Origin of the sequence: Nocardioides sp. (genome assembly GCF_035503875.1) — a bacterium.
GTDB lineage: Bacteria > Actinomycetota > Actinomycetes > Propionibacteriales > Nocardioidaceae > Nocardioides.
Genome location: NZ_DATJTA010000101.1, coordinates 18858 through 44134 on the forward strand (window position 1 = coordinate 18858; position 25277 = coordinate 44134).

At 71.5% G+C, this 25277-nt stretch carries 25 protein-coding genes and 3 tRNA genes; 18 read left to right on the plus strand and 10 right to left on the minus strand.

Annotated elements, in window-relative coordinates; translation table 11 throughout:
- Nucleotide 1: 1 nt before the first annotated feature.
- The 11 genes from VMF51_RS24335 to VMF51_RS24385 all read left to right on the plus strand — a co-directional run bounded on the left by VMF51_RS24335 (nucleotide 2) and on the right by VMF51_RS24385 (nucleotide 10864).
- Nucleotides 2–1162 (plus strand): ABC transporter substrate-binding protein, encoded by a 1161-nt coding sequence (locus VMF51_RS24335; RefSeq protein ID WP_325477078.1) that lies wholly within the window; start codon nucleotides 2–4, stop codon nucleotides 1160–1162.
- Between the two features lie 97 nt (nucleotides 1163–1259).
- Nucleotides 1260–2144, plus strand: coding sequence for a branched-chain amino acid ABC transporter permease (locus VMF51_RS24340; protein ID WP_325477079.1), 885 nt, complete (start codon nucleotides 1260–1262; stop codon nucleotides 2142–2144).
- Complete coding sequence (locus VMF51_RS24345) at nucleotides 2141–3085, plus strand: branched-chain amino acid ABC transporter permease (RefSeq protein WP_325477080.1); 945 nt, start codon at nucleotides 2141–2143, stop codon at nucleotides 3083–3085. The genes VMF51_RS24340 and VMF51_RS24345 overlap by 4 nt, the downstream gene beginning before the upstream one ends.
- Nucleotides 3085–3867, plus strand: a complete 783-nt coding sequence (locus tag VMF51_RS24350) for an ABC transporter ATP-binding protein (RefSeq protein ID WP_325477081.1) — start codon at nucleotides 3085–3087, stop codon at nucleotides 3865–3867. Before VMF51_RS24345 ends, VMF51_RS24350 begins: the two co-directional genes overlap by 1 nt.
- A 1-nt stretch (nucleotide 3868) precedes the next feature.
- Nucleotides 3869–4576 (plus strand): ABC transporter ATP-binding protein, encoded by a 708-nt coding sequence (locus tag VMF51_RS24355; protein ID WP_325477082.1) that lies wholly within the window; start codon nucleotides 3869–3871, stop codon nucleotides 4574–4576.
- A complete protein-coding gene (locus VMF51_RS24360; protein ID WP_325477083.1) occupies nucleotides 4569–5084 on the plus strand; it encodes a pyridoxamine 5'-phosphate oxidase family protein in 516 nt (171 codons plus the stop codon). Before VMF51_RS24355 ends, VMF51_RS24360 begins: the two co-directional genes overlap by 8 nt.
- A 2-nt stretch (nucleotides 5085–5086) precedes the next feature.
- A complete protein-coding gene (locus tag VMF51_RS24365; protein ID WP_325477084.1) occupies nucleotides 5087–6643 on the plus strand; it encodes an AMP-binding protein in 1557 nt (518 codons plus the stop codon).
- On the plus strand, nucleotides 6640–7413 hold the full coding sequence (locus tag VMF51_RS24370) for an enoyl-CoA hydratase/isomerase family protein (RefSeq protein ID WP_325477085.1): 774 nt from the start codon (nucleotides 6640–6642) through the stop codon (nucleotides 7411–7413). The genes VMF51_RS24365 and VMF51_RS24370 overlap by 4 nt, the downstream gene beginning before the upstream one ends.
- A 106-nt stretch (nucleotides 7414–7519) precedes the next feature.
- Nucleotides 7520–8296: an enoyl-CoA hydratase/isomerase family protein gene (locus VMF51_RS24375; RefSeq protein ID WP_325477086.1), complete on the plus strand. Its 777-nt coding sequence runs from the start codon at nucleotides 7520–7522 to the stop codon at nucleotides 8294–8296.
- Nucleotides 8297–8312: 16 nt separating this feature from the next.
- On the plus strand, nucleotides 8313–9956 hold the full coding sequence (locus tag VMF51_RS24380; protein ID WP_325477087.1) for an AMP-binding protein: 1644 nt from the start codon (nucleotides 8313–8315) through the stop codon (nucleotides 9954–9956).
- 23 nt (nucleotides 9957–9979) lie between these two features.
- Complete coding sequence (locus VMF51_RS24385) at nucleotides 9980–10864, plus strand: CoA ester lyase (RefSeq protein ID WP_325477088.1); 885 nt, start codon at nucleotides 9980–9982, stop codon at nucleotides 10862–10864.
- A 282-nt stretch (nucleotides 10865–11146) separates the two neighbouring features.
- Here the strand turns inward: VMF51_RS24385 and VMF51_RS24390 are convergent, their stop codons facing one another.
- From VMF51_RS24390 to VMF51_RS24400, 3 genes are read right to left on the minus strand one after another with little or no spacing between them, the layout of a single operon-like run.
- Entirely contained in the window at nucleotides 11147–11911 is a 765-nt protein-coding gene (locus VMF51_RS24390) for a crotonase/enoyl-CoA hydratase family protein (protein ID WP_325477089.1), read from the minus strand.
- A gap of 17 nt (nucleotides 11912–11928) precedes the next feature.
- Nucleotides 11929–12687, minus strand: coding sequence for an SDR family NAD(P)-dependent oxidoreductase (locus VMF51_RS24395; protein ID WP_325477090.1), 759 nt, complete (start codon nucleotides 12685–12687; stop codon nucleotides 11929–11931).
- A gap of 25 nt (nucleotides 12688–12712) precedes the next feature.
- The gene (locus VMF51_RS24400) at nucleotides 12713–13906 is read right to left on the minus strand and encodes a thiolase family protein (RefSeq protein WP_325477091.1); all 1194 of its coding nucleotides are present in this window, start codon (nucleotides 13904–13906) and stop codon (nucleotides 12713–12715) included.
- Nucleotides 13907–14057: 151 nt separating this feature from the next.
- Here VMF51_RS24400 and VMF51_RS24405 point away from each other — a divergent pair, with 151 nt between their 5' ends.
- Genes VMF51_RS24405 through VMF51_RS24420 form a run of 4 tightly spaced genes read left to right on the plus strand, consistent with a single transcriptional unit; the run spans nucleotide 14058 to nucleotide 17938 of the window.
- A complete protein-coding gene (locus VMF51_RS24405) occupies nucleotides 14058–15212 on the plus strand; it encodes an acyl-CoA dehydrogenase family protein (RefSeq protein WP_325477092.1) in 1155 nt (384 codons plus the stop codon).
- Between the two features lie 38 nt (nucleotides 15213–15250).
- A complete protein-coding gene (locus VMF51_RS24410; protein ID WP_325477093.1) occupies nucleotides 15251–16378 on the plus strand; it encodes an acyl-CoA dehydrogenase family protein in 1128 nt (375 codons plus the stop codon).
- On the plus strand, nucleotides 16378–17127 hold the full coding sequence (locus VMF51_RS24415) for an SDR family oxidoreductase (RefSeq protein ID WP_325477094.1): 750 nt from the start codon (nucleotides 16378–16380) through the stop codon (nucleotides 17125–17127). The genes VMF51_RS24410 and VMF51_RS24415 overlap by 1 nt, the downstream gene beginning before the upstream one ends.
- Nucleotides 17128–17134: 7 nt before the next feature.
- Complete coding sequence (locus VMF51_RS24420) at nucleotides 17135–17938, plus strand: amidohydrolase family protein (protein WP_325477095.1); 804 nt, start codon at nucleotides 17135–17137, stop codon at nucleotides 17936–17938.
- A gap of 82 nt (nucleotides 17939–18020) precedes the next feature.
- On the opposite strand, the gene VMF51_RS24425 is transcribed toward VMF51_RS24420, so the two are convergent.
- The 3 genes from VMF51_RS24425 to VMF51_RS24435 all read right to left on the minus strand — a co-directional run bounded on the left by VMF51_RS24425 (nucleotide 18021) and on the right by VMF51_RS24435 (nucleotide 20562).
- Nucleotides 18021–18725: a FadR/GntR family transcriptional regulator gene (locus tag VMF51_RS24425; protein ID WP_325477096.1), complete on the minus strand. Its 705-nt coding sequence runs from the start codon at nucleotides 18723–18725 to the stop codon at nucleotides 18021–18023.
- A 165-nt stretch (nucleotides 18726–18890) separates the two neighbouring features.
- A complete protein-coding gene (locus VMF51_RS24430; protein ID WP_325477097.1) occupies nucleotides 18891–20072 on the minus strand; it encodes a CoA transferase in 1182 nt (393 codons plus the stop codon).
- 121 nt (nucleotides 20073–20193) lie between these two features.
- Nucleotides 20194–20562, minus strand: coding sequence for a DUF1622 domain-containing protein (locus tag VMF51_RS24435; RefSeq protein ID WP_325477098.1), 369 nt, complete (start codon nucleotides 20560–20562; stop codon nucleotides 20194–20196).
- Between the two features lie 437 nt (nucleotides 20563–20999).
- On the opposite strand from VMF51_RS24435, the gene VMF51_RS24440 reads away from it, so the two are divergent.
- Together VMF51_RS24440 and VMF51_RS24445 are read left to right on the plus strand one after the other, a co-directional pair.
- Nucleotides 21000–22757, plus strand: coding sequence for an ABC transporter ATP-binding protein (locus VMF51_RS24440; RefSeq protein ID WP_325477099.1), 1758 nt, complete (start codon nucleotides 21000–21002; stop codon nucleotides 22755–22757).
- On the plus strand, nucleotides 22754–23614 hold the full coding sequence (locus VMF51_RS24445; protein ID WP_325477100.1) for a serine/threonine-protein kinase: 861 nt from the start codon (nucleotides 22754–22756) through the stop codon (nucleotides 23612–23614). The genes VMF51_RS24440 and VMF51_RS24445 overlap by 4 nt, the downstream gene beginning before the upstream one ends.
- A gap of 71 nt (nucleotides 23615–23685) precedes the next feature.
- Here the strand turns inward: VMF51_RS24445 and VMF51_RS24450 are convergent.
- The 3 genes from VMF51_RS24450 to VMF51_RS24460 all read right to left on the minus strand — a co-directional run bounded on the left by VMF51_RS24450 (nucleotide 23686) and on the right by VMF51_RS24460 (nucleotide 23939).
- A tRNA-Val gene (locus VMF51_RS24450) sits at nucleotides 23686–23760 on the minus strand.
- A 1-nt stretch (nucleotide 23761) separates the two neighbouring features.
- Nucleotides 23762–23832, minus strand: a tRNA-Cys gene (locus VMF51_RS24455).
- 34 nt (nucleotides 23833–23866) lie between these two features.
- Nucleotides 23867–23939: transfer RNA gene (locus VMF51_RS24460), tRNA-Gly, on the minus strand.
- A gap of 138 nt (nucleotides 23940–24077) precedes the next feature.
- Here VMF51_RS24460 and VMF51_RS24465 point away from each other — a divergent pair.
- Complete coding sequence (locus VMF51_RS24465) at nucleotides 24078–24800, plus strand: aminotransferase class IV (RefSeq protein ID WP_325477101.1); 723 nt, start codon at nucleotides 24078–24080, stop codon at nucleotides 24798–24800.
- Here the strand turns inward: VMF51_RS24465 and VMF51_RS24470 are convergent.
- Nucleotides 24786–25196, minus strand: a complete 411-nt coding sequence (locus VMF51_RS24470) for an SsgA family sporulation/cell division regulator (RefSeq protein WP_325477102.1) — start codon at nucleotides 25194–25196, stop codon at nucleotides 24786–24788. The two genes, VMF51_RS24465 and VMF51_RS24470, sit on opposite strands and share 15 nt — an antisense overlap.
- Between the last annotated feature and the right edge of the window lie 81 nt (nucleotides 25197–25277).

The following is a 25277-nucleotide window of genomic DNA, read 5'->3' on the forward strand; positions in this document are numbered from 1 at the left end:
CATGCGTGGAACTCGGATCCGCAGGACGGTGCTCGCCTCGCTGGCGGCCACCGCGCTGCTCAGCACGGCCGCCTGCGGAGGCAGCAGCTCCGGGAGCGGCGGCGACGGCGGCATCGCCGACGAGATCAAGGTGGTGGCGGTCCGCGACCACACCGGCCCGGTGGCGTACGCCGGCCTCGGTGGCGCCAAGGGCACCGAGCTCGCGGTCGAGGAGATCAACTCCTCCGGCTTCCTCGGCGACGGCGTGAAGCTCGTCGTCGACGAGGTCGACAGCGCCGGCGAGATCGAGCGCGCGTCCAGCGAGATGACCAAGGCCATGTCCGACCGCGACGTCGTGGCGATCCTCGGCCCCACGCAGGGTGCCCAGGCCGCGAGTGTCGCGCCGCTGGTCGAGCGCCAGAAGGTGCCCACCATCTTCACGCAGTCGGGCTCCGAGGGCGTCGTCATCGGCGACTGGACCTTCCGCGCCACCGCGCCGATGCAGGCCTACTACGACATCGCGATGAAGAAGCTCGCCGACGACGGGGTCAAGACGGTCTCCGTGCTCTACAACGCGACCTTCGCGACCTTCGCCGAGCTGGGCGAGGACGTCGTGCCCGAGCTCGCCGAGGAGAACGGCATCGAGATCGTCTCCTCCGACTCGGTCCAGTCGACCACGCAGGACTTCACCGGCCAGACCCAGTCGATCGCCAAGTCCGACCCGGACGCCGTCGTCATGCTGCTCATCGCGCCCCAGTCGGTCACCGCGCTGGGCCAGCTGCGCCAGGCCGGCTACGACAAGCAGGTCATGGCCACCTCGGTGCAGGCCGCCGGCAACGTCTCGGCCGCCGGTGCCGCCGCGCACGGGCTGATGTACCCCGTCGACTACTCCACCGCGATGGACCACCCGGAGGCGCAGGCCTTCGCGACCGCCTTCCAGGAGAAGTTCGGCGAGGAGCCCGACCCGTACGCCGCCGAGGGCTACGACGGCACCTGGTGGCTCGCCCGCGCGATCAAGGCCTCCGGCGACTCCTCGCGCGAGGGCATCCAGGAGGGCCTGACCCAGGTCGCCGAGGAGGGCTTCACCGGCGCCATGGGCGACATCACCTTCGAGGGCAACGACATGCGGGTCCCGGGCGTCGTCGTCCAGTGGGACGGCACCACCGAGTCGCTTACCGACTGAGCGGTTCCACCGCCCGTCCCGGGCATCCCGACCCGGCCGGGCCGCTGGACACGTCCAGCGGCCCGGCACGCCCCGTAGCTCCGAAAGGAGGAGAGACATGCAAGACCTGCTGAACGCCGCCACCCTCGGCTCGATCTACCTGCTGTTCACGCTCGGCATGGCCCTGGCCTGGGGCACGATCGGCATCTTGAACTTCGCCCACGGGGCGACGTTCATGTTCTCGGCGTTCGTCGCTCACGTGCTCTCCCGCGAGACCCCGCTGCCCTTCCTGGCGGCCGTCGCCATCTCCGTGGTGGTCGGCGCGCTGATGTCGGTGGCGACCCAGGTGCTGGCCTTCCAACAGATCATCAAACGGGCCAAGTCCCAACACCATGCGGAGCTGCGGATCCTGATCGGCGGCATCGGCGTCGCCGCGATCCCGCTGGCCATCGCGCAGCGCGAGACCAAGTCCAGCCCGTTCGGCATCAACTCCGACTACACGGCCACGGTGTTCGAGTTCGCCGGGCTGCGGCTCTCCTCCACCGCCCTGGTGATCCTGATCGCCGGCCTCGGCATCGGGATCGGGCTCACGGTGTGGCTGCGCCGGTCCCGGCAGGGCCTGGCCCTGCGCGCGCTCGGCGTCGACGCCGAGACCAGCGCCGGCATGGGCGTGAACCGCCAGGTGATGGCGATCGGCACGATGGCCGTCGCGGGCGCGCTCGCTGGTCTGGCCGGCGCCCTGCTGACCTTCCACCTCAGCGCGATCGCGCCGGAGACCGGCGACCAGCTGATCATCAAGGCGTTCGCCATCGTCGTCCTCGGGGGCCTCGGGTCGATGGCCGGCGCGGTGATCGGCTCCTACGTCCTCGCGGGCACCGAGACCCTCGTCCTCGTCGCCGGCCACGGCACCTGGGTGGACGCCGTCTCGTTCGGCCTGATCTTCCTGATCCTGCTCGTGCGCCCCCAGGGTCTGCTGGGACGCAAGGAGGTGCGTCGCACATGAACGACTGGTACCTGTCGAACATCGTCCTGGTGCAGTCCACGTTCACGACGCTGCTGCTGGCCCTGAGCGTGCAGATCCCGATGCGGATGGGCGTCTTCTCGTTCGCCGGGATCGGCGCCTACGGCATCGGCGGCTACGTCGCCGCGATGTGCATGGTCCACCGGGAGTGGACGACCGTCCCCGCCATCGTGGCCGGCACCCTCGCCGCCGGGATCGCGACCTTCCTGCTCGGCCTCGTCGTGCAGCGGCTCACCGGCCTCTACATGGGTATGGCGACGATCGCGTTCACCCTGATCGTCGCGGTCCTCGCCGTGAACGGCGGCGAGTGGACCGGCGGGGCCTCGGGTCTCTTCGGCGCCCTCGGCGACATCACGACCGGCCTGATCATCGGATGCGCCGTGGTCGTGGTGGTGCTGCTGCAGTTCACCGAGATGGGTGGGCTGGGGCGCCGGATCGACACGGTCCGCGAGGACCCCGAGCTCGCCAACGCGATGGGCATCAACGTCGCGCGCTACCGCCGCCTGTCGTTCCTGGCCTCCGGGCTGGTCGGTGGCCTGGCCGGTGCGCTGGTGACGCTGCTGCGCAGCACGATCACCCCGGACCTGGTCAACTTCCACCTGGTGGTGCTGGCCCTGACCGTCATCGTGGTCGGCGGCTCCGGCTCGTGGATCGGTGCCCTCATCGGCTCGCTGATCTTCGTCTGGCTGCCGACCTGGCTCGTCTTCATCGGCGAGTGGGAGGAGATCGTGTACGGCGTCATCGTGGCGCTGGCGGCGATCTTCCTGCCCTCCGGCGTCCTCGGCGTCGCGAAGAACCTGTGGCACCGATTCCGCACCCGCGACGAGCGCGCCCGGCTCAAGGCCGGTGGCGGCACGCCCGCCGGCGAGACCGGCGACGCCGGCGGCCGCGGACTGGTCCCGAGCGTGGAAGGAGAGGCGTGATGACGACGCGAGCACAGAGCGACGCGCGGCCCGCGGACCGAGGTCCGGGGCAGGTCCTGATGGAGATCCGGGACGCCGCCGTGCACTTCGGCGGGGTCAAGGCGGTCGACGGCATCTCCATGACGCTGGAGGCCGGCAAGATCTACGGGGTCCTCGGTCCCAACGGCTCGGGCAAGTCCACCCTCCTGGGCGCGGTCACCCGGCTCACGCCGCTGACCCGCGGCGAGGTGGTCTTCGACTCCGTCGACTACACGCGGCGGCCGGCGCACCACGTGCACCGGCTCGGGATCGCCCGCACCTTCCAGACCGTCCGCCTGCTGGAGGACCGGACCGTGCGCGACAACATCCTGCTCGGCCAGGACACCCTGGCGCGGGCGTCGCGCAAGGAGCTGGCGGGTGCGGCCGAGGACGTGATGGAGCGCCTCGACATCCGCGAGTACGCGCGGATGCGGCCCGACGAGCTGTCGTACGGCATGCAGCGCCGGGTGGAGTTCGCCCGCGCGATCGTGGGCAAGCCCAAGCTGCTGCTGCTGGACGAGCCGACCGCGGGCATGAACTCCGCCGAGCGCGAGGAGGTCGGGGCGCTGATGCGCCAGCTGCTCGACGAGGGGCTGACGCAGTTCATCGTCGAGCACGACGTGCAGATGATGGTCGACACCTGCGACTACCTGTTCGCCATGAACTTCGGAAAGCTCATCGCCGAAGGCCTGCCGCAGGACGTGGTCCGCCACGAGGCAGTCCAGGAGGCCTACCTGGGTAAGCGGGGGCGCAAGCATGCTTGAGGTGAAGGACCTGCAGGTCAGCTACGGACCGGTGAACGCCGTCCAGGGCGTCTCGTTCGGGGCCGAGAAGGGCAAGGTGACCGTCGTGCTCGGCGCCAACGGCGCCGGCAAGACGACGAGCCTCCGGGCGGTCGCCGGGTTCCACAAGCCCCGTGGCGGGACCGCCAGCCTCGACGGGAAGTCGATCCTGGGTGCTCCGGCGCACCGCGTCGTACGCCAGGGCATGTCGCTGGTGCCCGAGGGGCGCAAGATCTTCTTCCCGCTCACGGTGGAGGAGAACCTGCGCATCGGCGGGTACGCCGCGCCGCGGGGGAGCCACGACACGGCGATCGACGGGATCTACGACCAGTTCCCGATCCTGCGCGACCGCCGCGAGATGCCGGCCGGTCTGCTGAGCGGCGGCGAGCAGCAGATGCTCGCCTTCGGACGGGCGATGATGTCCCAGCCGCGGGTGATGCTCATGGACGAGCCCTCGATGGGGCTGGCGCCGACCATGGTCGACCGGGTGATGAGCAGCGTGCGGGCCATCGCCGACACCGGGATCGCGATCCTCATGGTCGAGCAGAACGCCGACGCCTCCCTGGAGATCGCCGACTCCGTCGTGGTCGTCAACCGGGGCCGGACCGTGTGGTCGGGGCCCGCCACGGAGGCGCGCGAGAACACGGCGATCGTGCACGCCGTGCTCGGGGAGACGGCCCTGGATGGCTGAGCCGGACCTGGCCCCGGGACGACCGGGCGAGAAGCACATCGAGAACCTCGCGGCCGCGCGGATGGCGGTGAGCGACCAGCGCGAGCTCTGGGACGCCCAGACCGAGTGCGTCCTGACCTTCCTGCAGGACGGCGAGCCGACCGCGGTGGTGATGAGCTACCGGGTCGACGACGACGGCACCTTCTGGTTCGCGACGGTCGAGGGACGCCGGCAGGTGCGCGGGGTCGACGGCGACCCCCGGGTCGCCGTCGTCGTGTCCAGCACCGGTTCCGGCCTCTCGGGCCGCCGGATGGTCGCGCTGCGCGGCCGCGCGACGGTGCACCGGGACCGCGCGGTGGTGATGGCCGCCGTCGAGGGGCTCGCGCCGCGCCTGGCCCCCGAGGACCCGGCGGCGTTCGTCCGGCTCCTCGACAGCCCGAACCGGGTCGTGATCGAGGTCGTGCCGACCCGGGTCACCGCCTCGCACGACTCCCGTCGGCTGGCCGGTGACGGCCGCGGCGGGTCGTGAGGGTGCCCGGGTCCGGTGACCTGAGCCTGGGTGCGTGGCTGGCCGAGGTGGCCGCCGACCCGGCCCGCTCGGGTGGCCTGGTCGCGATCGAGGACGAGGTCGTCACCGCGTCGGAGCTGCACCGCGACGCCGACGCGGTGGCCTCGGGCCTGCTCGCGCTCGGCCTGCGGCCGGGGGACCGGGTGGCGGTGCTCCTGCCGGCCCGGGTCGCCGCGCTGCAGACCTGGTTCGGGGTGGCCCGGGCCGGACTCGTCGAGGTGCCGCTCAACCCGGCGGCCGGCTCGCTCGTCCTGGCTCACTGCCTCGCCGCCTCCCGGGTGCGCGCGGTGGTGTGCGACGCCGCGCTGCTGGGCCTCCTCGAGGAGGCCTCGGTGGACGCGGCGGCACTCGACCACGTCGTGGTGGTCGGCGGTGACGCACCGCCCGGGACCGTCGGTTTCGCGGACCTGCTCGACCACCCGGTCGCCGACCTCCCCGTCGTACCGGCCGCCGACACGGCCGTCATCCTCTACACCTCCGGCACCACCGGCCCGCCGAAGGGCGTCCGGCTCTCGCACCGCGCCAACGTGAACCTGGCCCGGCACACGGTCGAGCTGATGGGCTACACCGCGGCCGACCACCTCTACAGCGTCTTCCCGCTCTACCACTCCAACGCCCGGTTCTGCTCGGTGATGGCGGGCCTGCACGCCGGGGCGCGGGTGCTGCTGCACCGCCGGTTCACCGCCTCGGGATTCTGGGACATCTGCCGGCGGCACGGGATCACCGCCTTCAACTACCAGGGCGCCATGATGAGCATCCTGCACAAGCAGCCGCCTCGTGCCGACGACGCCGACCACGCGGTCCGGGTCGGCTTCGGGGCGCCCTGCCCGGCCGAGATCCTCACCGACTTCGAGGACCGCTTCGGCGTCGAGCTCACCGAGATCTACGGCAGCACCGAGGTCTCGCTGGTCTGCGAGATGCCGCCCGCTCGTCGACGGGTCGGCACGGCCGGCCGGGCGTCCTCGATCTACGAGGTCGCGGTCGTCGACGAGGAGGACCGGCTGCTGCCGCCCGGGACGCCTGGCGAGATCGTCGCCCGGCCTCGTGACGGCGGCTGGATGTTCGACGGGTACGACGGCGACGCCGAGGCCACCATCGCCGCGTGGCGGGGGCTGTGGTTCCACACCGGCGACCGCGGTGTGCTGGACGAGGACGGCTACCTGACCTTCCTGGACCGGATGAAGGACACCGTCCGTCGCCGAGGCGAGAACATCTCGACCTGGGAGGTCGAGCGGGTGCTGGCCGAGCATCCGGGCGTGGCCCAGGTGGCAGCGTACGGCGTCGCGTCGGAGATCTCCGAGGAGGAGGTCATGGTGGCCGTCGTACCGGCGACGGGGGAGGACCCGGCCCCCGAGGACCTGTGGGAGCACTGCCGGGGGCGACTGACGAGCTTCGCCGTCCCGCGCTACGTGCGCTTCCTGCCGCAGCTGCCCCTGACCCCGAGCCAGCGGGTGGAGAAGTACCGCCTCCGCGGCGACGGGGTCACCCCGGACACCCACGATCGCGAGGTCCACCGATGAGCGCCCATCTCCAGGGGTACGAGCGGTTCGCCCTCGACTCGCGCGAGTCGGGGGTCCTGGTCGTGACCATGGACCGCGAGGACAAGCTCAACGCGATGGACCAGCGCTGGTTCGCCGAGCTCACCCGGCTGATGCGGTCGCTGGGCAAGGACGGCGACCCGCACCGCGCCGTCGTACTCACCGCACGGGGCCGGGCGTTCTCGGCAGGCGGCGACATCGACATGTTCCACGACCTCGACGGCGACGTGGCCCGGGTCCGCCCGCACCTGGCCCGGGTGTACGACGCCTTCCACGCGGTCGAGAAGTGCGCGATCCCCGTCGTGGCGGCCGTCAACGGCCTCGCCTTCGGCGGCGGCACCGAGCTCGTGCTCGCGTGCGACATGGCCCTGGCGTCCGAGGCGGCGACGTTCTCGTTCAAGGAGGCGTCGGTCGGGCTGATGCCCGGGTACGGGATCGTGCGGGGGCCGGACGTGATCGGCCGGTCGTGGACCCGGCACCTGGCGCTCACGGGGCGGACGGTGGACGCGGCGACCGCGCTGCGGATCGGGCTGGTCCACGAGGTCCACGGTGCCGACGAGCTGCTGCCCGCCGCCGTTGACCTGGCCGAGCAGGTCGCCTCGAACTCGCCCCTCGCCGTCCAGGTGGGCAAGGCGTTCGTGAACCGCGGGACCGAGGTGGGCTACCCCGAGTCGGTCGAGGCGGTTGCGCTGCTGTTCGGCACGACCGAGCACCGCGACGCCGTCGCGGCCTTCCGCGCCCGCCGGTCCTGAGCCTCAGCCGTCGGCCGACATGGTCGGGTCAGGATGATTGCCACGGTGGGTCACTTCGGCTAAATTGCTGATCATGAACACCATGAATATCTGAGGAGGATCGCTGGTGGGCACCATCGATGTGACCGAGCGTCGCGACGTCGTCTGGATCACGATCAACGCGCCGGAGCGACGCAACGCCTACGACCTCGAAATGGCTCAGGCCATGATCGCCGCGGTCGAGGGGGCAGCCGAGGCGCGCGCCGTCGTACTCACGGGGGCCGGAGGCAGCTTCTGCGCCGGCGGTGCCCTGGCCAACCTGGGCGACCCCGACCCGGTCCTGCTGCGACAGCTCTTCACGACCTCGCTGCGGCTGCTCGACGCGATCCGCGCCTGCCCGCGTCCGGTCATCGCCGCGGTCGACGGCCCCGCCGCCGGCGGCGGCAACGAGCTCGTGGTGGCCTGTGACTTCGCGATCGCCACGGAGCGCTCGACCTTCGGGCAGACCGGCCCCAAGGTGGGCTCCGCGCCGGTGCTCGGCGCGACGAACGTGATGGCCGTGCAGATCGGCGAGCGGCGCGCCAAGGAGATGGCGATGCTCTGCCGGCGCTACTCGGCGCAGCACGCGCTCGAGTGGGGCCTGGTCAACGAGGTCGTCCCCGACGACGGGCTCGACGAGGCCGTGGAGCGGTGGCTCGACGAGATCGACGCGCTCAGCCCGCGCTACCTCGAGATCGCCAAGACCAGCTCCAACCAGTGGTGGCACCAGTCGCGCGACAACATGGTCGCCAACCTCGGCGCGCTGATCCAGGCGATCGGCAGCGAGGACATGCGGGAGGGCGCGCGCGCCTTCCTGGAGAAGCGCAAGCCCGACTTCCGTGGCGCCCGGCGCCGGAAGTCCTGAACCGAGGGACCGACCAGTGACCTTCCGCTACTACCGCGACATCACGCCCACCTTCGCCGACCGCTCGAAGTGGACGCTGCCCACGGTGCTGCGGCACCAGGCCCGGGTGCGCCCGGACCAGGTGTGGCTCGATGCCCCCGAGGAGGGGCTCACCTGGACCTACGCCGAGATGCTCGCTTCGGCCGAGCGGGTCGGCCGCAACCTCCTCGCCGCCGGCGCGACCCCGGGCGACCGGGTGGTGCTGATCGCCGCCAACAGCTCGCGCTTCGTCCGCACCTGGATCGGCACGATGGTGGCCGGCCTCGTCGAGGTGCCGATCAACACGGCGTACGAGCACGACTTCCTGGCCCATCAGGTCCGCACCGTCGAGGCGCGCCTCGCGGTGGTGGAGGACGTCTTCGCCGAGCGCATCGTCCAGGTCGCCGAGGCCGCCCGCGACATCACCAAGTTCTGGGTGATCGACACCGGCGAGCAGGACAAGGCGGTCGCGCTGCTGCGCGAGCACGGCTGGGACGCTGCCCCCTGGGACGAGCTCGAGGCGCAGCAGGCCGAGCCCGTCGAGCTGCCGGAGGTCGCGGCCTCCGACCTCGCCTCGGTGCTCTTCACCTCCGGCACCACCGGCCCCTCCAAGGGCGTCGCGATGCCGCACGCGCAGATGTACTTCTTCGCAGACGAGTGCGTCTCGCTGGTCCGCCTGACCGACGCGGACGCGTGGATGTCGGTGACGCCGCTCTTCCACGGCAACGCGCAGTTCATGGCGGCGTACCCGACCCTGGTCGCGGGAGCGCGCTTCGTGATGCGCAGCCGGTTCTCGGCCAGCCGCTGGGTCGACCAGCTCCGCGAGAGCCGGGTGACGGTCACCAACTTCATCGGCGTGATGATGGACTTCATCGCCAAGCAGGACGTGCGTCCCGACGACGCCGACAACCCGCTGCGCTGCGTCTTCGCCGCCCCGACCGCCGCCACGCTGGTCGAGCCGATGAAGGAGCGCTACGGCATCGAGGCCTTCGTCGAGGTCTTCGGCCTCACCGAGACCTCGGCGCCGATCATCTCGCCGTACGGCGAGGCCCGGCCCGCCGGCGCGGCCGGTCTGGCCGCCGACGAGTGGTTCGACGTCGCGCTGGTCGACCCGGAGACCGACGAGGAGGTCGCGGTCGGCGAGATCGGCGAGCTCGTGATCCGGCCGAAGGTGCCGTTCATCTGCTCGATGGGCTACTTCAACATGCCCGAGAAGACCGTCGAGGCCTGGCGGAACCTGTGGTTCCACACCGGGGACGCACTGCGCCGCGACGCCGACGGCTGGTTCTACTTCGTGGACCGGTTCAAGGACGCGCTGCGCCGCCGCGGCGAGAACATCTCGTCGTACGAGATCGAGACGGCGGTGCTCAGCCACCCGGCCGTCGTCGAGTGCGCGGTCATCGCCGTACCGGCGAGCTCGGAGGCCGGCGAGGACGAGGTGATGGCCTACGTGATCACCCAGGGCGACGTCGACTCGGCGGAGCTGTGGGCGCACTGCGACAACCGGATCCCGTCGTTCGCGGTGCCGCGCTTCCTGCGTTTCGTGGAGGAGATGCCCAAGACTCCCTCGCAGCGGGTGCAGAAGGCCGAGCTGCGCAAGCTCGGCGTCACGCCCGACACCCACGACCGTCTCGCCGGCTGACGGCGCCAGGAAGGCAGATCTCGATGCATCCCTACCGCTCCGTCCTGTTCGTCCCGGGGCACAAGCCGCACTGGGCCGACAAGGCCCTGGCCACCGGCGCCGACTGCGTCGTCTTCGACCTCGAGGACTCCGTGCCGGCGCAGGACAAGGAGGCCGCCCGCGAGCTGGTCCACGCCGCGATCGGCCGGGTGGCCGAGACGTCACCCGGCACCGGGGTCTTCGTGCGGCCCAACGCCCTCGACACCAAGATGGCCGGCGCCGACCTCGAGGCGGTGACCCGTCCGGGCCTGACCGGGGTGTTCGCGCCCAAGATCCGCAACGCCACCGACGTGCTGCGCTGGGAGACGCTGATCGACTGGTTCGAGGCACGCAACGGCGCCTCGGGCCTGGAGATGATCGTCCCAGTGGAGATGGTCGACGCGATCACCAACTGCGTGGAGATCGCCGGCGCCTCACCGCGGGTCGGCGCCATGATCGGCCCGACCTCGGAGCACGCCGACATCGCCCGGGCGGTCGGCTACCGGCAGTCCCGCGAGGGCTCGGAGACGCTCTACCTGCGCAGCCGCATCCTGCTGGCCTGCCGGCAGTTCGGCCTGCACGCCCTGACCGGCCTGTGGGAGGACCTCGACGACCTCGACGGGCTGCGCGCCTTCGCCGACTACGGCCTCCAGCTCGGCTTCCGCGGCCAGATCCTCATCCACCCCTCCCACGTCGGGGTGGTGCACGAGGTCTACACCCCGAGCGACGCCGAGGTGGCCTACCACCAGGAGCTCGTCGACACCGTCGAGGCCGCCGTCGCGGCCGGCCACGGCGCCGTCCGCTTCCGCGGCACCCACGTCGACCTCGCCCACGCCGACAAGGCCCGCGACTGGCTCGCCCACGCCCGCCGCGTCCGCGGCGAAGCCTGACCTCGCCCGACGCTGGTTGAGGTGCGAAGGACGAAGTCCTGAGCCTCGAAACCCGGTGAGCCGAGGATCGGCCTGTGGTCGGCGTGGTCGCCTGGCTGGCGGGGTTTCGAGGCTCGCTTCGCTCGCACCTCAACCGGCGTCACGCTGGTTGAGGTGCGAAGGACGGAGTCCTGAGCCTCGAAACCCGGTGGGCCGAGACTCGGCGTCGATCCAACGCGCGATCGAAATGCGAGTGGCCCGGAGCTGATGCTCCGGGCCACTCGCGTTTTGGTCTGGTTCGGCTCAGTGCCCCGTCCACTGGGGGGCGCGCTTCTCGACGAACGCCGCGGCGCCCTCCTTGGCATCGGCGGAACGGCGTACCGGGTCGACGTGCTGCTCCTGCCGGTCGAACTTCTCCGCCAGCGGCCAGTCGACGGAGTCGACCAGCACCCGCTTCGAGGCTGCGAGCGCCAGCGGGGCGTTGCCGGCCACCTCCTCGGCGAGCTTCAACGCCTCGGTCAGCGCCTCGCCGGGCTCGGCGAGGCGGTTGACCAGGTGTACGGCGGCGGCGTCGGTCGCCGGCCACATGCGGCCGGTGAGTACGAGCTCCATGGCCAGGTGGTACGGGATGCGGTGCTGGAGGCGCAGCAGCCCGCCGGCCGCGGCGCTCAGGCCACGCTTGACCTCCGGCAGCCCGAAGTTCGCGGTCCGCGAAGCCACGACGAGGTCGCAGGCGAGCACGATCTCGAACCCGCCGGCGAGCGCGTACCCCTCGACCGCGGCGATCAGAGGCTTGCGCGGGGGAGCCTTCACGAGGCCGGCGAAGCCCTTGCCCTCGACCACGGGTATCTCGCCGCGGGCGAAGCCCTTCAGGTCCATGCCGGCGCAGAACGTGCTGCCGGCGCCGGTGATCACGGCGACGCTCAGGTCGTCGCGGGCGTCCAGGGTCTCCAGGGCCGCGGAGATCTCCTCGGCCAGCTGGAGGGACATGGCGTTGCGCGCCTCGGGCCGGTTCATGGTCAGGACCAGGACCCGGCCGTGCTCGGTGACGTCGAGCTGTGCGGTCATCTCGGTGTCCTCTCTCGTCAGCGGGGCGACATGCGGATCGCGCCGTCCAGGCGGATCGTCTCGCCGTTCAGCATGGGGTTCTCGACGATCTGCATCGCCAGTCGCGCGAACTCGTCGGGCTGGCCCAGGCGGGCCGGGTGCGGCACCTGCGCGCCGAGACCATCGCGGACCTCCTGGGAGAAGCGGGCCAGGATCGGGGTGTCGAAGACCCCGGGGGCGATCGTCGAGACGCGGATCAGCTTGGTGGCCAGGTCGCGGGCCGCGACCAGGGTCATGCCGACGACACCGGCCTTGGCCGAGGCGTACGGGATCTGGCCGATCTGGCCCTCCCAGGCGGCGACCGAGGCGGTCAGCACGCAGACGCCGCGCTCGCCGTCGATCGGCTCGTTCTTCGCCATCCGGGCCGCGGCCAGCCGCAGGCAGTTGAAGGTGCCGACCAGGTTGATGTTGATCAGCTGCTGGTAGAGCTCGAGGTCGCCGGGCGACCCGTCGCGGTTGACCAGCCGGACCGTCCCACCCTTGCCGGCGCAGTGCACCAGCGCGCGGAGCGGGCCGCGCTCCTCGGCGAGGTCGTACGCCGCGTCGACGGCGGTCGCGTCGGTCACGTCGCCGAGGGCGAACTGCCCGCCGATCTCGGCGGCGAACTTCGTGCCGAGCTCCTCGTTGAGGTCGAGCACGACCACCTGCGCACCGGCCTCGGCGAGCCGGCGCGCGGTGGCGGCGCCCAGGCCGGAGGCGCCTCCGGTGACCAGGGCGGATCCTGCACTGACGTCCATCTGAACTCCTCGTTGTTGGGCGGGCTCAGAGCCGCTCGATGATGGTGGCGTTGGCCATGCCGCCGGCCTCGCACATGAGCTGGAGACCGAACTGCTGGTCGTTGTCCTCCAGGGCGTGCAGCATCGTCGTCATCAGCCGCGCGCCGGAGGCGCCGAGCGCGTGGCCGAGCGCGATCGCGCCGCCGCGCGGGTTGAGCCGCGCGAGGTCCAGGTTGAACTCCGCCAGCCAGGCCAGCGGCACCGACGCGAACGCCTCGTTGAGCTCGACGTGGTCGATGTCGCCGAGGCTGAGCCCGGACCGCTCCAGCACGCGGTGGGTGGCGGGGATCGGCGCGGTCAGCATCAGCATCGGGTCGTCGCCGACCACGGACATCGAGTGGATGCGTGCGCGGGGACGCAGGCCCAGTGCGTCGGCACGGGCGCGCGACATGACGAGTACGGCGCTGGCGCCGTCGGTGATCTGCGAGGAGTTGCCCGCGGTGACGCCCCAGGTGACCTCGGGGAACCGCTCGGCCAGCTCGTCGGTGCGGAAGACGGTCGCCAGGCCGGCGAGCTTCTCGGTGCTCGAGCCGGGGCGGATCGTCTCGTCGGCGGCGAACGGCCCGCCCGGCGTGGCGATCTCGACGATCTCGCGGGCGAACCGACCGCTCTCGGCGGCGGTCGCGGCCAGCTCGTGGCTGCGCACCGCGTAGGAGTCCAGGTCGTGGCGGGAGAGCCCCCACTTCGCCGCGACCAGCTCGGCGGCGACGCCCTGCGAGACCAGGCCGGGGGCGTAGCGGCGCGCCACGCCCGCGCCGTACGGGTCGGCGCCCATCCGAGCCGAGCCCATCACCACGCGGCTCATCGACTCGACGCCGCCGGCGACGACGATGTCGGCCTCGCCGGAGCGGATCGCCTGGGCGGCGAAGTGGATCGACTGCTGCGACGAGCCGCACTTGCGGTCGATCGTGGTGGAGGGGACGTGGTGGGGGAGCCCCGCGCCCAGCCAGGCGACGCGGCCGGGCGTGGCCGACTGCTCCCCGACCTGGGAGACGCAGCCGACGATCACGTCGTCGACGGTGCCGGGGTCGAGGTCGTTGCGGCCGACCAGGTGCGTGAATACCTGCCCCAGCAGGTCGACGGGGTGGACCTCGCTCAGCGAGCCGCCGGCGCGGCCTCGCCCGCTCGGGGTGCGGATCGCGTCGACGATCACCGGGTCCGTGGGGAGCGAAGAAGACATGGTAGATGCCTATCATGATCAGCAATAAAGGTCCATGATGGGCGTCACGCCAGCGGCGGACCGATCTCCGGGCAGAGGTCGCCGGCTCGCCGCCTGTTGACCTCAGTCCCGGATATCCATAATAATGATTAGCAATTAGGAGGTGGGTAGCTTGACCCAGTCTGACGAGTACGCCGACGTCCGTGCCATGGCGGCACAGGTCGCCCGCGAGGTCTACGGCCCGATCGCGGAGCGGCTCGACGTCGACCGCACCCCGATCACCAAGGAGCAGCGTCTTCAGCTCGGAGAGCTCGGGCTCCTGGGCATCGCGCTCCCGGAGCAGTACGGCGGGTCAGGTGCCCCGCTGGCCCAGGCACTGGCCGTCATCGAGGAGTTCGGCCGGGTCTGCCGCCCGGCCGGCTTCCAGATCTTCGAGGCCAACACGGGCCCCGCCCAGGTGATCAACCACCTGGGCAGCCCCGAGCAGCGTGAGCGCTGGCTCCCCGACATCGTCACCGGCGAGCGGACGATGGCCGTCGGCATCTCCGAGCCCGACGCGGGCTCGGCGGCGACGGACCTGCGCACCACCGCGAAGGAGACCGACCGCGGCTGGGTCATCAACGGTTCGAAGCGGTGGATCTCCAACGGCGGCGAGGCCGACCAGTACCTGGTGTACTGCCGTCTCAACGACGCCCCCGGCGCCAAGGCGATCGGTGCCATCGTCGTGGACAAGGGCACCCCGGGCTTCTCCTTCGGCGCTTCCGAGCGGCTGATGGGCTTCCGCGGGATCCCCTCGGCCGACCTCTACTTCGACAACGTCGAGGTGCCCCTGGAGAACCTGGTCGTCCCGGCCGGCGACTTCGGCAAGCTGTTCGGCGTCTTCTCCATCGAGCGCCTCGGCAACACCACGATGAGCCTGGCGATCGGCCAGGAGGCCCTGGACCGCACGGTCGCCTACGTCACCGAGCGCGAGCAGTTCGGCAAACCGCTGATCGACTTCCAGAGCGTTCAGCTGCAGCTGGCCGACATGATCCTCGCCGTCGACACCGCGCGGCTGCTGCGCGACCGCGCCGCGGCCACCGCCGGCACCGGCATCCCGAACACCCTCGAGGTGTCGCTGGCCAAGTGCACGGCCAACGAGATGGCCAAGCGGGTCACCGACCTGGCGATCCAGCTGCACGGGGGCAACGGCTACACCGAGGAGTACGGCATCGAGCGCCTGCACCGCGACGCCCACGGCTGGGCCATCGCCGGCGGTACGCCGAACATGCAGCGCTCGCGGATCGTCTCGGAGTACGTCGGCCGTAAGTTCGACCAGCGCAAGTGACCTCCCGCCCCGGTGGGCGGTGAAGAGAGGATGGACCCATGTTCGAGCTGAACGACGCCCAGCGGGAGCTCCAGGAGCGCGCCCTCGAGGTCGCCCGCAAGGTGGAGCCCTTCGCGGCGGAGGCCGACGAGGCCACCGACGTGCACCAGGGCTGCCTGGCCGCGCTCCGCGAGAGCGAGCTGGCCAGGATCGTCGTACCGGCCGGGTACGGCGGCGTCGACGAGGTCCTCGACCCGCTGTCGATCGCGCTCGTCCGCGAGGCGTTGATGTCCTCCTCCGCCCACCTGGACTCGATGTTCGGGATGCAGGGCGTCGGCTCGTACTCGCTGTCCGTCGGCGGGTCCGAGGAGCTCAAGGGCGAGTGGCTGCCGCGGGTGGCCACCCTCGACGCGATCGCCGGGCTCGCGCTCACCGAGCCCGACGTGGGCTCGGACCTGCGGGCCGTGACGACCACGGTCGTCCAGGACGGCGACGAGCTCGTGGTCAACGGGCGCAAGTCGTTCATCACCAACGGCGGCGCGGCGTCCTTCTACTGCGTGCTGGCCAAGGAGGACGAGGGCTACTCCATGGTCCTGGTGCCCGCCGCGACGCCCGGCGTCACGGTCACGCCCGGGGCCGACCTGATCGCTCCCCACATCCTGGGCGAGCTCGAGTTCCGCGACGTCCGCGTCCCGGTCTCGCACCGACTCGGCGTCCCGGGCAAGGCGTTCCGGCTGATGCTGCAGACCCTCGCCGTCTTCCGGGTCACCGTGGCGGCGTCCGCCGTCGGGCTGGCCCAGGCGGCACTGGAGGAGGCGCGCTCGCACGCCCTCTCGCGCCAGCAGTTCGGGGCACCGCTGATCGAGCTGGGCGCCGTCTCGCAGGCGCTCGCCCTGTCGTGGACCGAGGTCGAGGCGGCCCGGTCGATGACCTACCGCGCCGCGGCGATGGCCAAGGCCGACCCGCTCAACACCCTGCACTTCAGCTCGATGGCCAAGGTGCACGCCACCGAGACCGCCGCCCGCGTCGTCGACCGCTCCCTGCAGACGATGGGGCGCTTCGGCCTGGTCCGAGGCTCGAAGATCGAGCGGCTCTATCGCAACGCGCGACCGCTGCGGATCTACGAAGGCTCGACCGAGGTCCTGCTGGACTCCCTGGCGCGCAAGCTCGCCAAGGACGGTGTCTGATGGATCTGCGCCTGCGTGATGACGTCGTCCTCGTCACCGGGGCATCCCGGGGCCTCGGTGCCGAGATGGCGATCGCCCTCGCCCGCGAGGGCGCGCAGGTGGTCGCCGCCGCCCGCAGCCGCGACAGCCTGGAGCAGGTCGCCGCGGCCGGCGAGGGCCGGATCAGCATCGTCGAGGCCGACATGGGCGACGACGAGTCGATCGCGCGCCTGGTGCCCACGGTGCTCGAGCGGCACGGCCGCATCGACGGCCTGATCAACAACGCGGGCATCGCGCCGGCGGGAAAGTTCGTGGACCAGGACCCCGACATCTGGCGCCAGGCGCTCCAGGTCAACGTGCTGGCCCCGATGCTGCTCGCCCAGGCGGCCGGCGCCGCGATGATCGCCGGCGGAGGCGGGCGGATCGTCAACGTCGCGTCGACCACCGGGGTGCGGGGCAAGCCGTACCTGGTCGGCTACTCCACCTCCAAGGGCGCGGTCGTGCGCTTCACCGAGGCGCTCGCCGCCGAGTGGGCGGCCAAGAACGTCCAGGTGAACTGCATCGCACCCGGCGCCTTCCGCACCGAGGCGCAGAAGGCGGTCACCGACTCCGACGACCTGCTCGCGCGGCGGGTCGCGAAGATCCCAGCCGGCCGGATGGCCGACCCCGAGGAGCTGGTCCCGCTGGCCTGCCTGCTGGTGTCCCGACTGTCGTCCTTCACCACCGGAGCGATCTTCGTCGTCGACGGTGGCGAGTCCGGAAAGCTGTGAGGTTGAGATGATCATCGACGCGCACACCCACGTCTGGCCCGACAAGATCGCCGAGGTCGCCCTCGGCGGCAACGCGCTCCCCGGCCTCGAAGCACGGGGGAACGGCACGGTCTCCGGGCTCGACTCGGCGATGGACCGAGCCGACGTCGCGGTCTCGTGCTGTCTCGGGATCGCCAACGAGGCCCGGCACGTGGACGGGGTCAACCGGTTCATCTCCGGGCTCGAGGACGAGCGGCACGTCGGCTTCGGCACGGTGCACGTCGAGCTCAGCGTCGAGGAGAACCTCGAGAGCCTGCGTCGCCACGGCCTGCGCGGGGTGAAGATCCACCCGCTGTTCCAGAACTACGCGCTCGACGACCCGCGCCTGTGGGAGATCTTCGAGGCCTTCGGTGACGAGATCGCCGTGATCACCCACGTCGGGGCCGGGGGAGACGCGCACCAGAACTCCCTGTCCAGCCCGCGGATGATCCAGAACATCGTCCGGACGTTCCCGAAGCTGCGGCTGATGGCGTGTCACTTCGGCGGCTACAAGATCCTCGACGACGCCGAGGAGATGCTCAGCGGCGCCGACGTCGTCCTCGAGACCTCGTGGCCGCCGTCCCTGACGACCCTGGCGCCCGAGCGGGTGCGCGAGCTGATCCGCAAGCACGGTGCGGAGCGGATCGTCTTCGGCTCGGACTGGCCGATGACCTCGCCCGCGGACGAGATCGCCGCGATCCAGGCCCTCGGCCTGAGCGACGACGAGACCAAGGCGGTGCTCGGCGGGACCCTCGCGCGGTTGCTGGGCATCGAGTCCAGCTGGAGCCGTTAGGCGCCGTACGCTCCACGAACAGCGAGAGGGCCGTCGACCGAACGTGGTCGACGGCCCTCTCGCCGTTGGTGCAGGTCGCGGATCAGAACAGGTGGCTCCACGAGATGGGCTCGTTCAGCACCTCGGGGAACTTCCGCTCGGCGTAGCGGACGTACTGGTCGATGTGGTCGGTCATCGCGGCGGCCGAGGCGGCCGGGTCGTGCGAGGTGATCGCCTCGGCGATCGTCAGGTGCGCCTTGTGCACGGCCGCCCGGCGGTTCTCCGGGTAGTCGATGCCGATCGCGGAGCCGTCGAGGATGTCCAGCAGGGCGTCGACCAGGTGCCCGAACAGGGCGTTGCCGGAGCCGTGGGCGATGATCTCGTGGAAGCGCTTGTTCTCCTCCAGGAAGATGCCCTGGTCCCGCAGGTTGTCGCTCATCCGGTCGACGCTGTTGCGGAGCTCGGTCAGGGCGTCGTCGGACATCCGCTGCGCCGCCAGCTCGGCCATCAGCGGCTCGAGTCCGACCCGGGCCTCGGCGATCGTGCGGAACGGGGCGTTGCCGAACTGCAGGAGCAGCGTGAGCGCCGTCGCCAGGCTGGTGGCGTCGGGCTGCTCGACGACCGGGCCGCCGCCGGGTCCGGGCTTGAGGGAGATGACGCCCTGGAGCTCCAGGAACCGCAGGGACTCGCGCAGCGTGCCGCGGCCCACGTCGTACTCCTCCAGCATCAGCCGCTCAGGGGGCAGCCGATCACCGATGGTCTTTCCCTGCTTGAAGATGTCGTCGACGATCCGCTGGGCGACGATCACCGCGGTCTTCTGAGGGCGGTTCCGAGGAGGAGGCATGGGCCTGGGTCCCTGTCATGGCTGTGGATCGATGGGCAGGTTGATGGTAATGATTGGCTGCCGCTCGGGCAGGTGCAACGCGCACATCCGCGGTAGATAGCGGTCGCGGGGCCGCTCGGCGTACCCGACTCAGGCCACCGCGCCGGCGAGCGAGTCGACGGCGCCGGCGTCCAGCCCGAGCTCGGTCAGGACCTCACGGGTGTGCTCGCCGACGGTCGGCACGCCGTCGTACGTCGGGCGCTCGCACTCGTCCATGTGCAGGATCGGGCCGGGCACCAGCGCGGGGCCGAGGACCGTGTTCGCGAGGTCCATCAGGGTGCGCTCGGAGAAGTGCGGGTCGGCCACGACGTCCGAGGAGTCGTTGACCGCCGCCGCCACCACCTCGAAGGTGTCGAGGATGGCGAGCGTCTCGTCGCGCGGGCGCTGCTTGACCCAGTCGATGACGATGGCCTGCATCGCGTCGTTGTTGGCCATCCGCGCCTCGTTGGTGGCGAAGCGCGCGTCCTGGGCGAGCTCGGAGCGGCCCATGGCGTCGAAGAGCCGCAGCGCGATGCGCTGGTTGCTGGCGGCGATCGAGAGCCAGCCGCCGTCGGCGGCCTCGTAGATCCCGCGCGGGCTGGCCGCGCCGGAGGCGTTGCCGTGGCGCTGCATGATCGTGCCGGTGGCGGTGTAGTTGAGGACCGCGTCACCGAGGATGAACATCAGCGGCTCGTACAGCGCGATGTCGACCTCGGCGCCGATGCCGGTCCGCTCCCGGCGGAAGAGCGCCATCGCGGTGCCGAAGGCGGCCGAGATCCCGGCGATGGAGTCGGCGAAGCCGAACGGGGGAGCGGTGGGCGGCGTGTCGGGCCAGCCGTTGAGGAAGGCGTACCCGCTCGCGGTCTCGGCGACGGTGCCGAAGCCGGGGCGGCCGCTGTACGGGCCGCTCTGGCCGAAGCCGCTGACCCGCGCCATCACCAGGCCGGGCTGGGTCTTCGACAGGTCCGCCCAGCCCATGCCCCACGCCTCCATCCGCCCGGGGCGGAAGTTCTCGATGAGGACGTCGGCCGTGCCGATCAGCCGGCGAGCCACCTCGCGGCCGCCCTCGTCGCGCATGTCCAGCGCCACCGACCGCTTACCGGAGTTCAGCCGGGAGAAGCCGATGGAGAGGCCCTCGTGCTGCGGCTGCCACTGGCGGGCGAAGTCACCGCCGTTGGGGTCCTCGATCTTGATGACCTCCGCCCCGAAGTCGCGCAGCATGCGACCGGCGGTGGGGGCGGCGTACATCGATCCGAGCTCGACGACGCGAACTCCGGACAGGGGCTGGGCCATGAGAGGTTCCTCTCCGTGGTGCGGCACGGCGCGGGTGGTGGACCAGCGCGGCATAACGTTGAATATGAATACTATGATTCCGGTGCGCGGTCCACAAGCCCAGGAGTGGTACGTCGTGGACCTACCGCTCCGGCGGCGCCGGTGAACCACGACGCCAGGGCAACGAGCCCTCCAGCTCGATCTCCAGCGAGAAGCTGAGGAACGTCCGCACCAGCACGATCAGGCCGAGGGCCGCCGCGCTCTCCAGGGTCGGATCCACCGTGATCGTCATGACGATGTCCGCGATGATCAGGAACTCCAGGCCGAGCAGGATGGCCCGGCCGACGTTGCGCCGCGCCTGCTCGTAGGCCCCCATCCATCCGACGTGCCGGTAGGACAGGGCCGCGACGACGAAGGCGGCGACCGAGCCCACCGCGAGGATCAGCACGCCACCGATCTCGAAGCCCCGTACGACCGTCTCCATCAACTCATCGAAGTCCGCGCTCGTCATGTGCCCAGCGTCCATCCTCGCGCTGGTTCCCGCACCTGGCTGCGAGCACCCTCGCTCCGCGCGCGTTCGATAAGAGCCGTCTCATTCGGGTCTCACGTCCCGATCATCGCCGGCCTGGAACGTCTTCCTCGTCAGGGCCCTCGGGGCCACGAACGAACAGAAGGAGAAGCCATGGCCCGCTCCGGTGTGATCAAGGCGCTCGCTCCAGCACGGATGGCTCGTGCTGCCGGTTCCAGGTCCGACGACAGCGACGACCGCCGTCGTCGCCGCCGCCGGATCCGTCGTCGGCGTCGGCTGCGTCGCCGCAGCCGCAGCCGCAGCAACTCGCGCACCAACTGACGTACCCCACGAGCCGTGTCCGGGCCGCGTGCCCGGACACGGCTCACCCGTCCGCCCGACCCACTTGAGCCCACCTGAACCCACCCGAGGAGGCACCAGTGCCCGCCTGGTCCCGCGTGAGCGCCTCGCTGCGACCGCAGGCCGACGACGCCCCGCTGGTCGACGACGCGCCGGGAATGACCCTGGGCCAGGTGCTCCGGCGCTTCCTGCCGCGCCTGCGGCCGATGCGCTGGTGGCTGCTGCTCGCGCTGCTGATGCTGGCTGCCGCCCCGGCGATCGAGATCGCCGAGATCTGGCTCTTCCAGCGACTGGTCGACGACGCCCTGGTTCCCGCCGAGTGGCGCCCGCTGATCTGGCTCTCGCTCGTCTTCGTGGGACTCAACCTGGTCAGCGCCGTGGTCTCGGGGCTCGACGACTACCTGACCACCTGGATCTCCCAGAAGTTCCTGCTCGACCTGCGAACCGACCTGTTCCGCCACGTGCTCTCACTGCCGCTGCACGTGCACGAACGCCGACGGCTCGGCGACGTGATGTCGCGGTTGACCTCCGACGTCGCCGCCGTCGAGACCTTCATGGTGGGTCATCTCGCCGGCGGCATCGACGCGGTGGTGCGGCTGCTCCTCTTCGCCGGTGCACTGCTGGTGCTGCAGTGGGAGCTGGCGCTGGCGTCCTTCGTGGTGATCCCGCTGTTCTGGTGGATCTCGACGCGGTTCGCCTCGTTCGTACGACGCCTCTCACGCGAGCGCCGTCGCCGCTCCGGCTCCCTCTCGGCGGTCACCGAGGAGCATCTCGCCAACGGCGCGCTGGTGCAGGCCTACCACCGCGAGGACGAGGCCGCGGCGGCGTACACCCGGCAGAACCGGGCGATCTTCGAGGCGGAGCTGGCCGGCTCCCGGGTCCGGGCGCTCTTCCTGCCGCTGGTCGACCTGACCGAACTGCTCGGCACCCTGATCGTGGTCGGGATGGGGGTGTGGGCCTTGCAGACCGACCGGCTCACGCTCGGCGGCCTCCTGGCGTTCCTCACCCTGCTCGCCCAGTGCTACCGGCCCGTCCGAGACCTCGCCGACCTGCTGCCGTCGATGTACGCCGCCACCGCCGGTGTCGAGCGGGTGGTCGAGCTGCTCGACGAGGAGCCGCCGCGGGACCGGCCGGACGCCGTCGCGTTGGTGGACCCCCGTGGGCACGTGCGTCTCGTCGGCGTGACGGTCCGCTACCCCGGTGCGCCCGGAACCGCCCTGGACCGACTCGACCTCGAGATCCGCCCCGGCGAGATCGTGGCGCTGACCGGACCGTCCGGGGCCGGGAAGTCCACGGTCGTGCGCCTGCTGACCCGCCACCTCGACCCCGACGAGGGCCGCGTGCTCGTCGACGGCCGTCCGGCCACGGACTACCAGGTGCGCTCGCTGCGCGAGGCGGTCACCATCGTCCTGCAGGAGACGATGCTGCTGGACGCCAGCGTCGCCGACAACATCGCCTTCGCCCGGCCCGGCGCCACCCGGGCGGAGGTCGAGGCCGCCGCGCGGGCCGCCGACGCCGACGAGTTCGTCCGCGCGCTCCCGCAGGGGTACGACACCCGGGTCGGCCAGCGCGGTCGCAGTCTCTCCGGAGGCCAGCGCCAACGGCTCGCACTCGCTCGGGCGCTGCTGCGCGACACCCCGGTGCTGATCCTCGACGAGCCGACCACCGGGTTGGACCCGGAGAGCGCGCGTCGGGTCCTGCGCCCGCTGCGCGAGGCCGCCCGCGGGCGCGCGGTCCTGCTGATCACCCACGATCCCGTGGCCGAGGCCTTCGCCGACCGCACCGTGCGGATCGAGCGCGGGAGACACGTCGAACCCGACCTGGAGGTGCACCGGTGAAGCTGCGACGACGTGACGAGGACGCGCTCGGGACAGGCACGCTCGCCGCCGGCGAGGAGGTCCTGCCTGGCTACCGGGTGGTCGCGCTCCTCGCGCACGGCAGGCGGGTGGACACCTACGACGTGTGGTCCGAGCATCGGCAGTGCCGGTGCGTGGTCAAGATCCTGCGTGAGGACCGGCGCGACGATCCCCGGGTCCGCGACGCGGTACTCCTGGAAGGACGGCTGCTGCGCGACCTGACCCACCCGCACCTGGTGCGCGGCTACGAGGTGCACGACCACCCCGCGCCGGCGATGGTCCTGGAGACGCTGACCGGCGCCACCCTGGCCGCGCTGGTCGACGACGGCCCGCTGGGCGCCGGCGACGTCGCACTCCTCGGCCTCCAGCTGTCCTCGGTGCTGGGCTACCTGCACCGCGAGGGCTGGCTGCACCTGGACGTGAAACCCGCGAACGTGGTGGTCGAGGAGGGTCGGACGACCCTCATCGACCTGTCCCTGGTCGACACTCCGGGCTCCGGGCGTCCGGGCGCCGGAACGCGCGGCTACCTGGCGCCGGAGCAGGCCCGCGGCGAGGGTCTCTCGTCGGCGACCGACATCTGGGGCCTCGGAGTCACCCTCGTCGAGGCGCTGACGGGGGAGATGCCGTACGGCGACGAGGCCACCTGGGACTCGAGGCGCCGGATCCCGGTGGTGCACCGACGTGCACCGCGACCGCCCCGTCCGCTGACGAGCGTCCCGCGCGAGCTCGACGAGCTGCTGCGCACCTGCCTGAGCCAGGACCCCGCGGCGCGACCGCGGCTCGACGACGTACGCGCGATCCTGTCGCCACTGGCGGGTGAGGCGGCCGGAACCCGCTAGCCACGAAGTCGGGTTCCGTGTGAACGACGAAGCCCCGCCTCCCGAGAGCCGGGAAACGGGGCTTGACCTGCTGGTGGGCGATACTGGGTTTGAACCAGTGACCTCTTCCGTGTCAAGGAAGCGCGCTACCACTGCGCCAATCGCCCGAGGTGGAGACGGGATTTGAACCCGTGTAGACGGATTTGCAGTCCGTTGCCTCGCCTCTCGGCCACTCCACCAGTAGGAGGTCAAACCAAGAGAGAGACCTCTCCGAGCGGACAACGAGACTCGAACTCGCGACCTCAACCTTGGCAAGGTTGCGCTCTACCAACTGAGCTATGTCCGCCTGCTCCCTGGGCCGTGGCCCTGAGTGCGTGAGAACATTAACCCACGGCCAAGGGCGTGCCAAATCCGGGTCCCGGCGTGGCGCGGGGCCGCGTCACGCCGCGCTTTCGGCGGTGCGCGCCCTCCTAGAGTGACGGGTGTGGGAGCGCGGGTCGCGGCGGGCGACGGGGTCTTCGAGGCGGTCAAGGTCGTCGACGGGCGGCCGTTCGCCCTCGACCTGCACCTTGCCCGTCTCGCGCACGGCGCGGCCGCCGTCGGGCTGCCGCCGCTCGACCAGGACGACGTACGACGCCGCGTGGCCGTCGCGCTGGCCGCGGATCACCTGCCGCTCGGCCGGCTCCGCATCACCTGCACCGGCCCCGGGGTCGTCACGGTGACGGCGTCGGCGATGACGCCCCACCCGGACACGACGACCATCGCCACCGCGCCGTGGCCGCGCAACGAGCGAGCGGCGGTCGCCGGCCTGAAGGCGACGGCGTACGCCGAGAACGTCCTCGCGCTCGCCCGGGCCGAAGGGGCGGGGGAGGCGGTGTTCGCGACCCAGGCCGGCCGGCTCTGTGAGGGCACCACCACCAACGTCTTCTACGTCGTCGACGGCGAGCTGCTCACCCCCAGCCTGGCGAGTGGCTGCCTGCCGGGGGTCACCCGCGCCCTGGTCCTGCAGTGGTACGGCGGTCGCGAGCTCGACGAGCCGCTCGCGGAGGTCCGGGGGCGGGCCGACGAGGTCTTCCTGGTCAGCACCACCCGTGACGTCCAGGGGGTGAGCCGCTGGGACGACCGGACGCTCGCGGCGCCGGGACCCGTCACCCGTGAGGTGGCCGCGACCTGGCGGCGGCGGGAGCCGGAGCTACTCGGTCCCTGACGCCAGCAGCGCGGCCAGCAGCTCGTCGGCGTCCACCTGCTCGTCACCGAGGGCGACGACGTCGAGGGTCCGGGCCAGGAAGACGCCGAGATCGGCCCGGGGCAGCGTCGTGGTCAGGCTGCCGTCGGGGGAGCGGAACCGGATCTCGACCGCCTCGCCCCCGCGTCGCGGCCGGATCCGGATGTCACCCTCCCCGACGGACGACTCCAACCCGGCGATCAGCAGCTCCCGGTCGACCAGCCACGTGACCTCGTCCTGCGGTCCGTGGAACACGACCCGGACGGCGTACGGGTCCAGGTCGGCGAAGGCCAGCGTCGCCGTCAGCGTCGTACGGCGCCCCGAGGGGGTCCGGCAGCGCAGCAGGACGGCCTGAGTCACGGAGGTGGAGGCGGTCATGCTGGTACGACGCCGCGAACGGCCGTTCGGTTCGCGTGACCTGGGTCGCGCCCCGGTTGGGAGGCCGGGCGCGCCATGGGC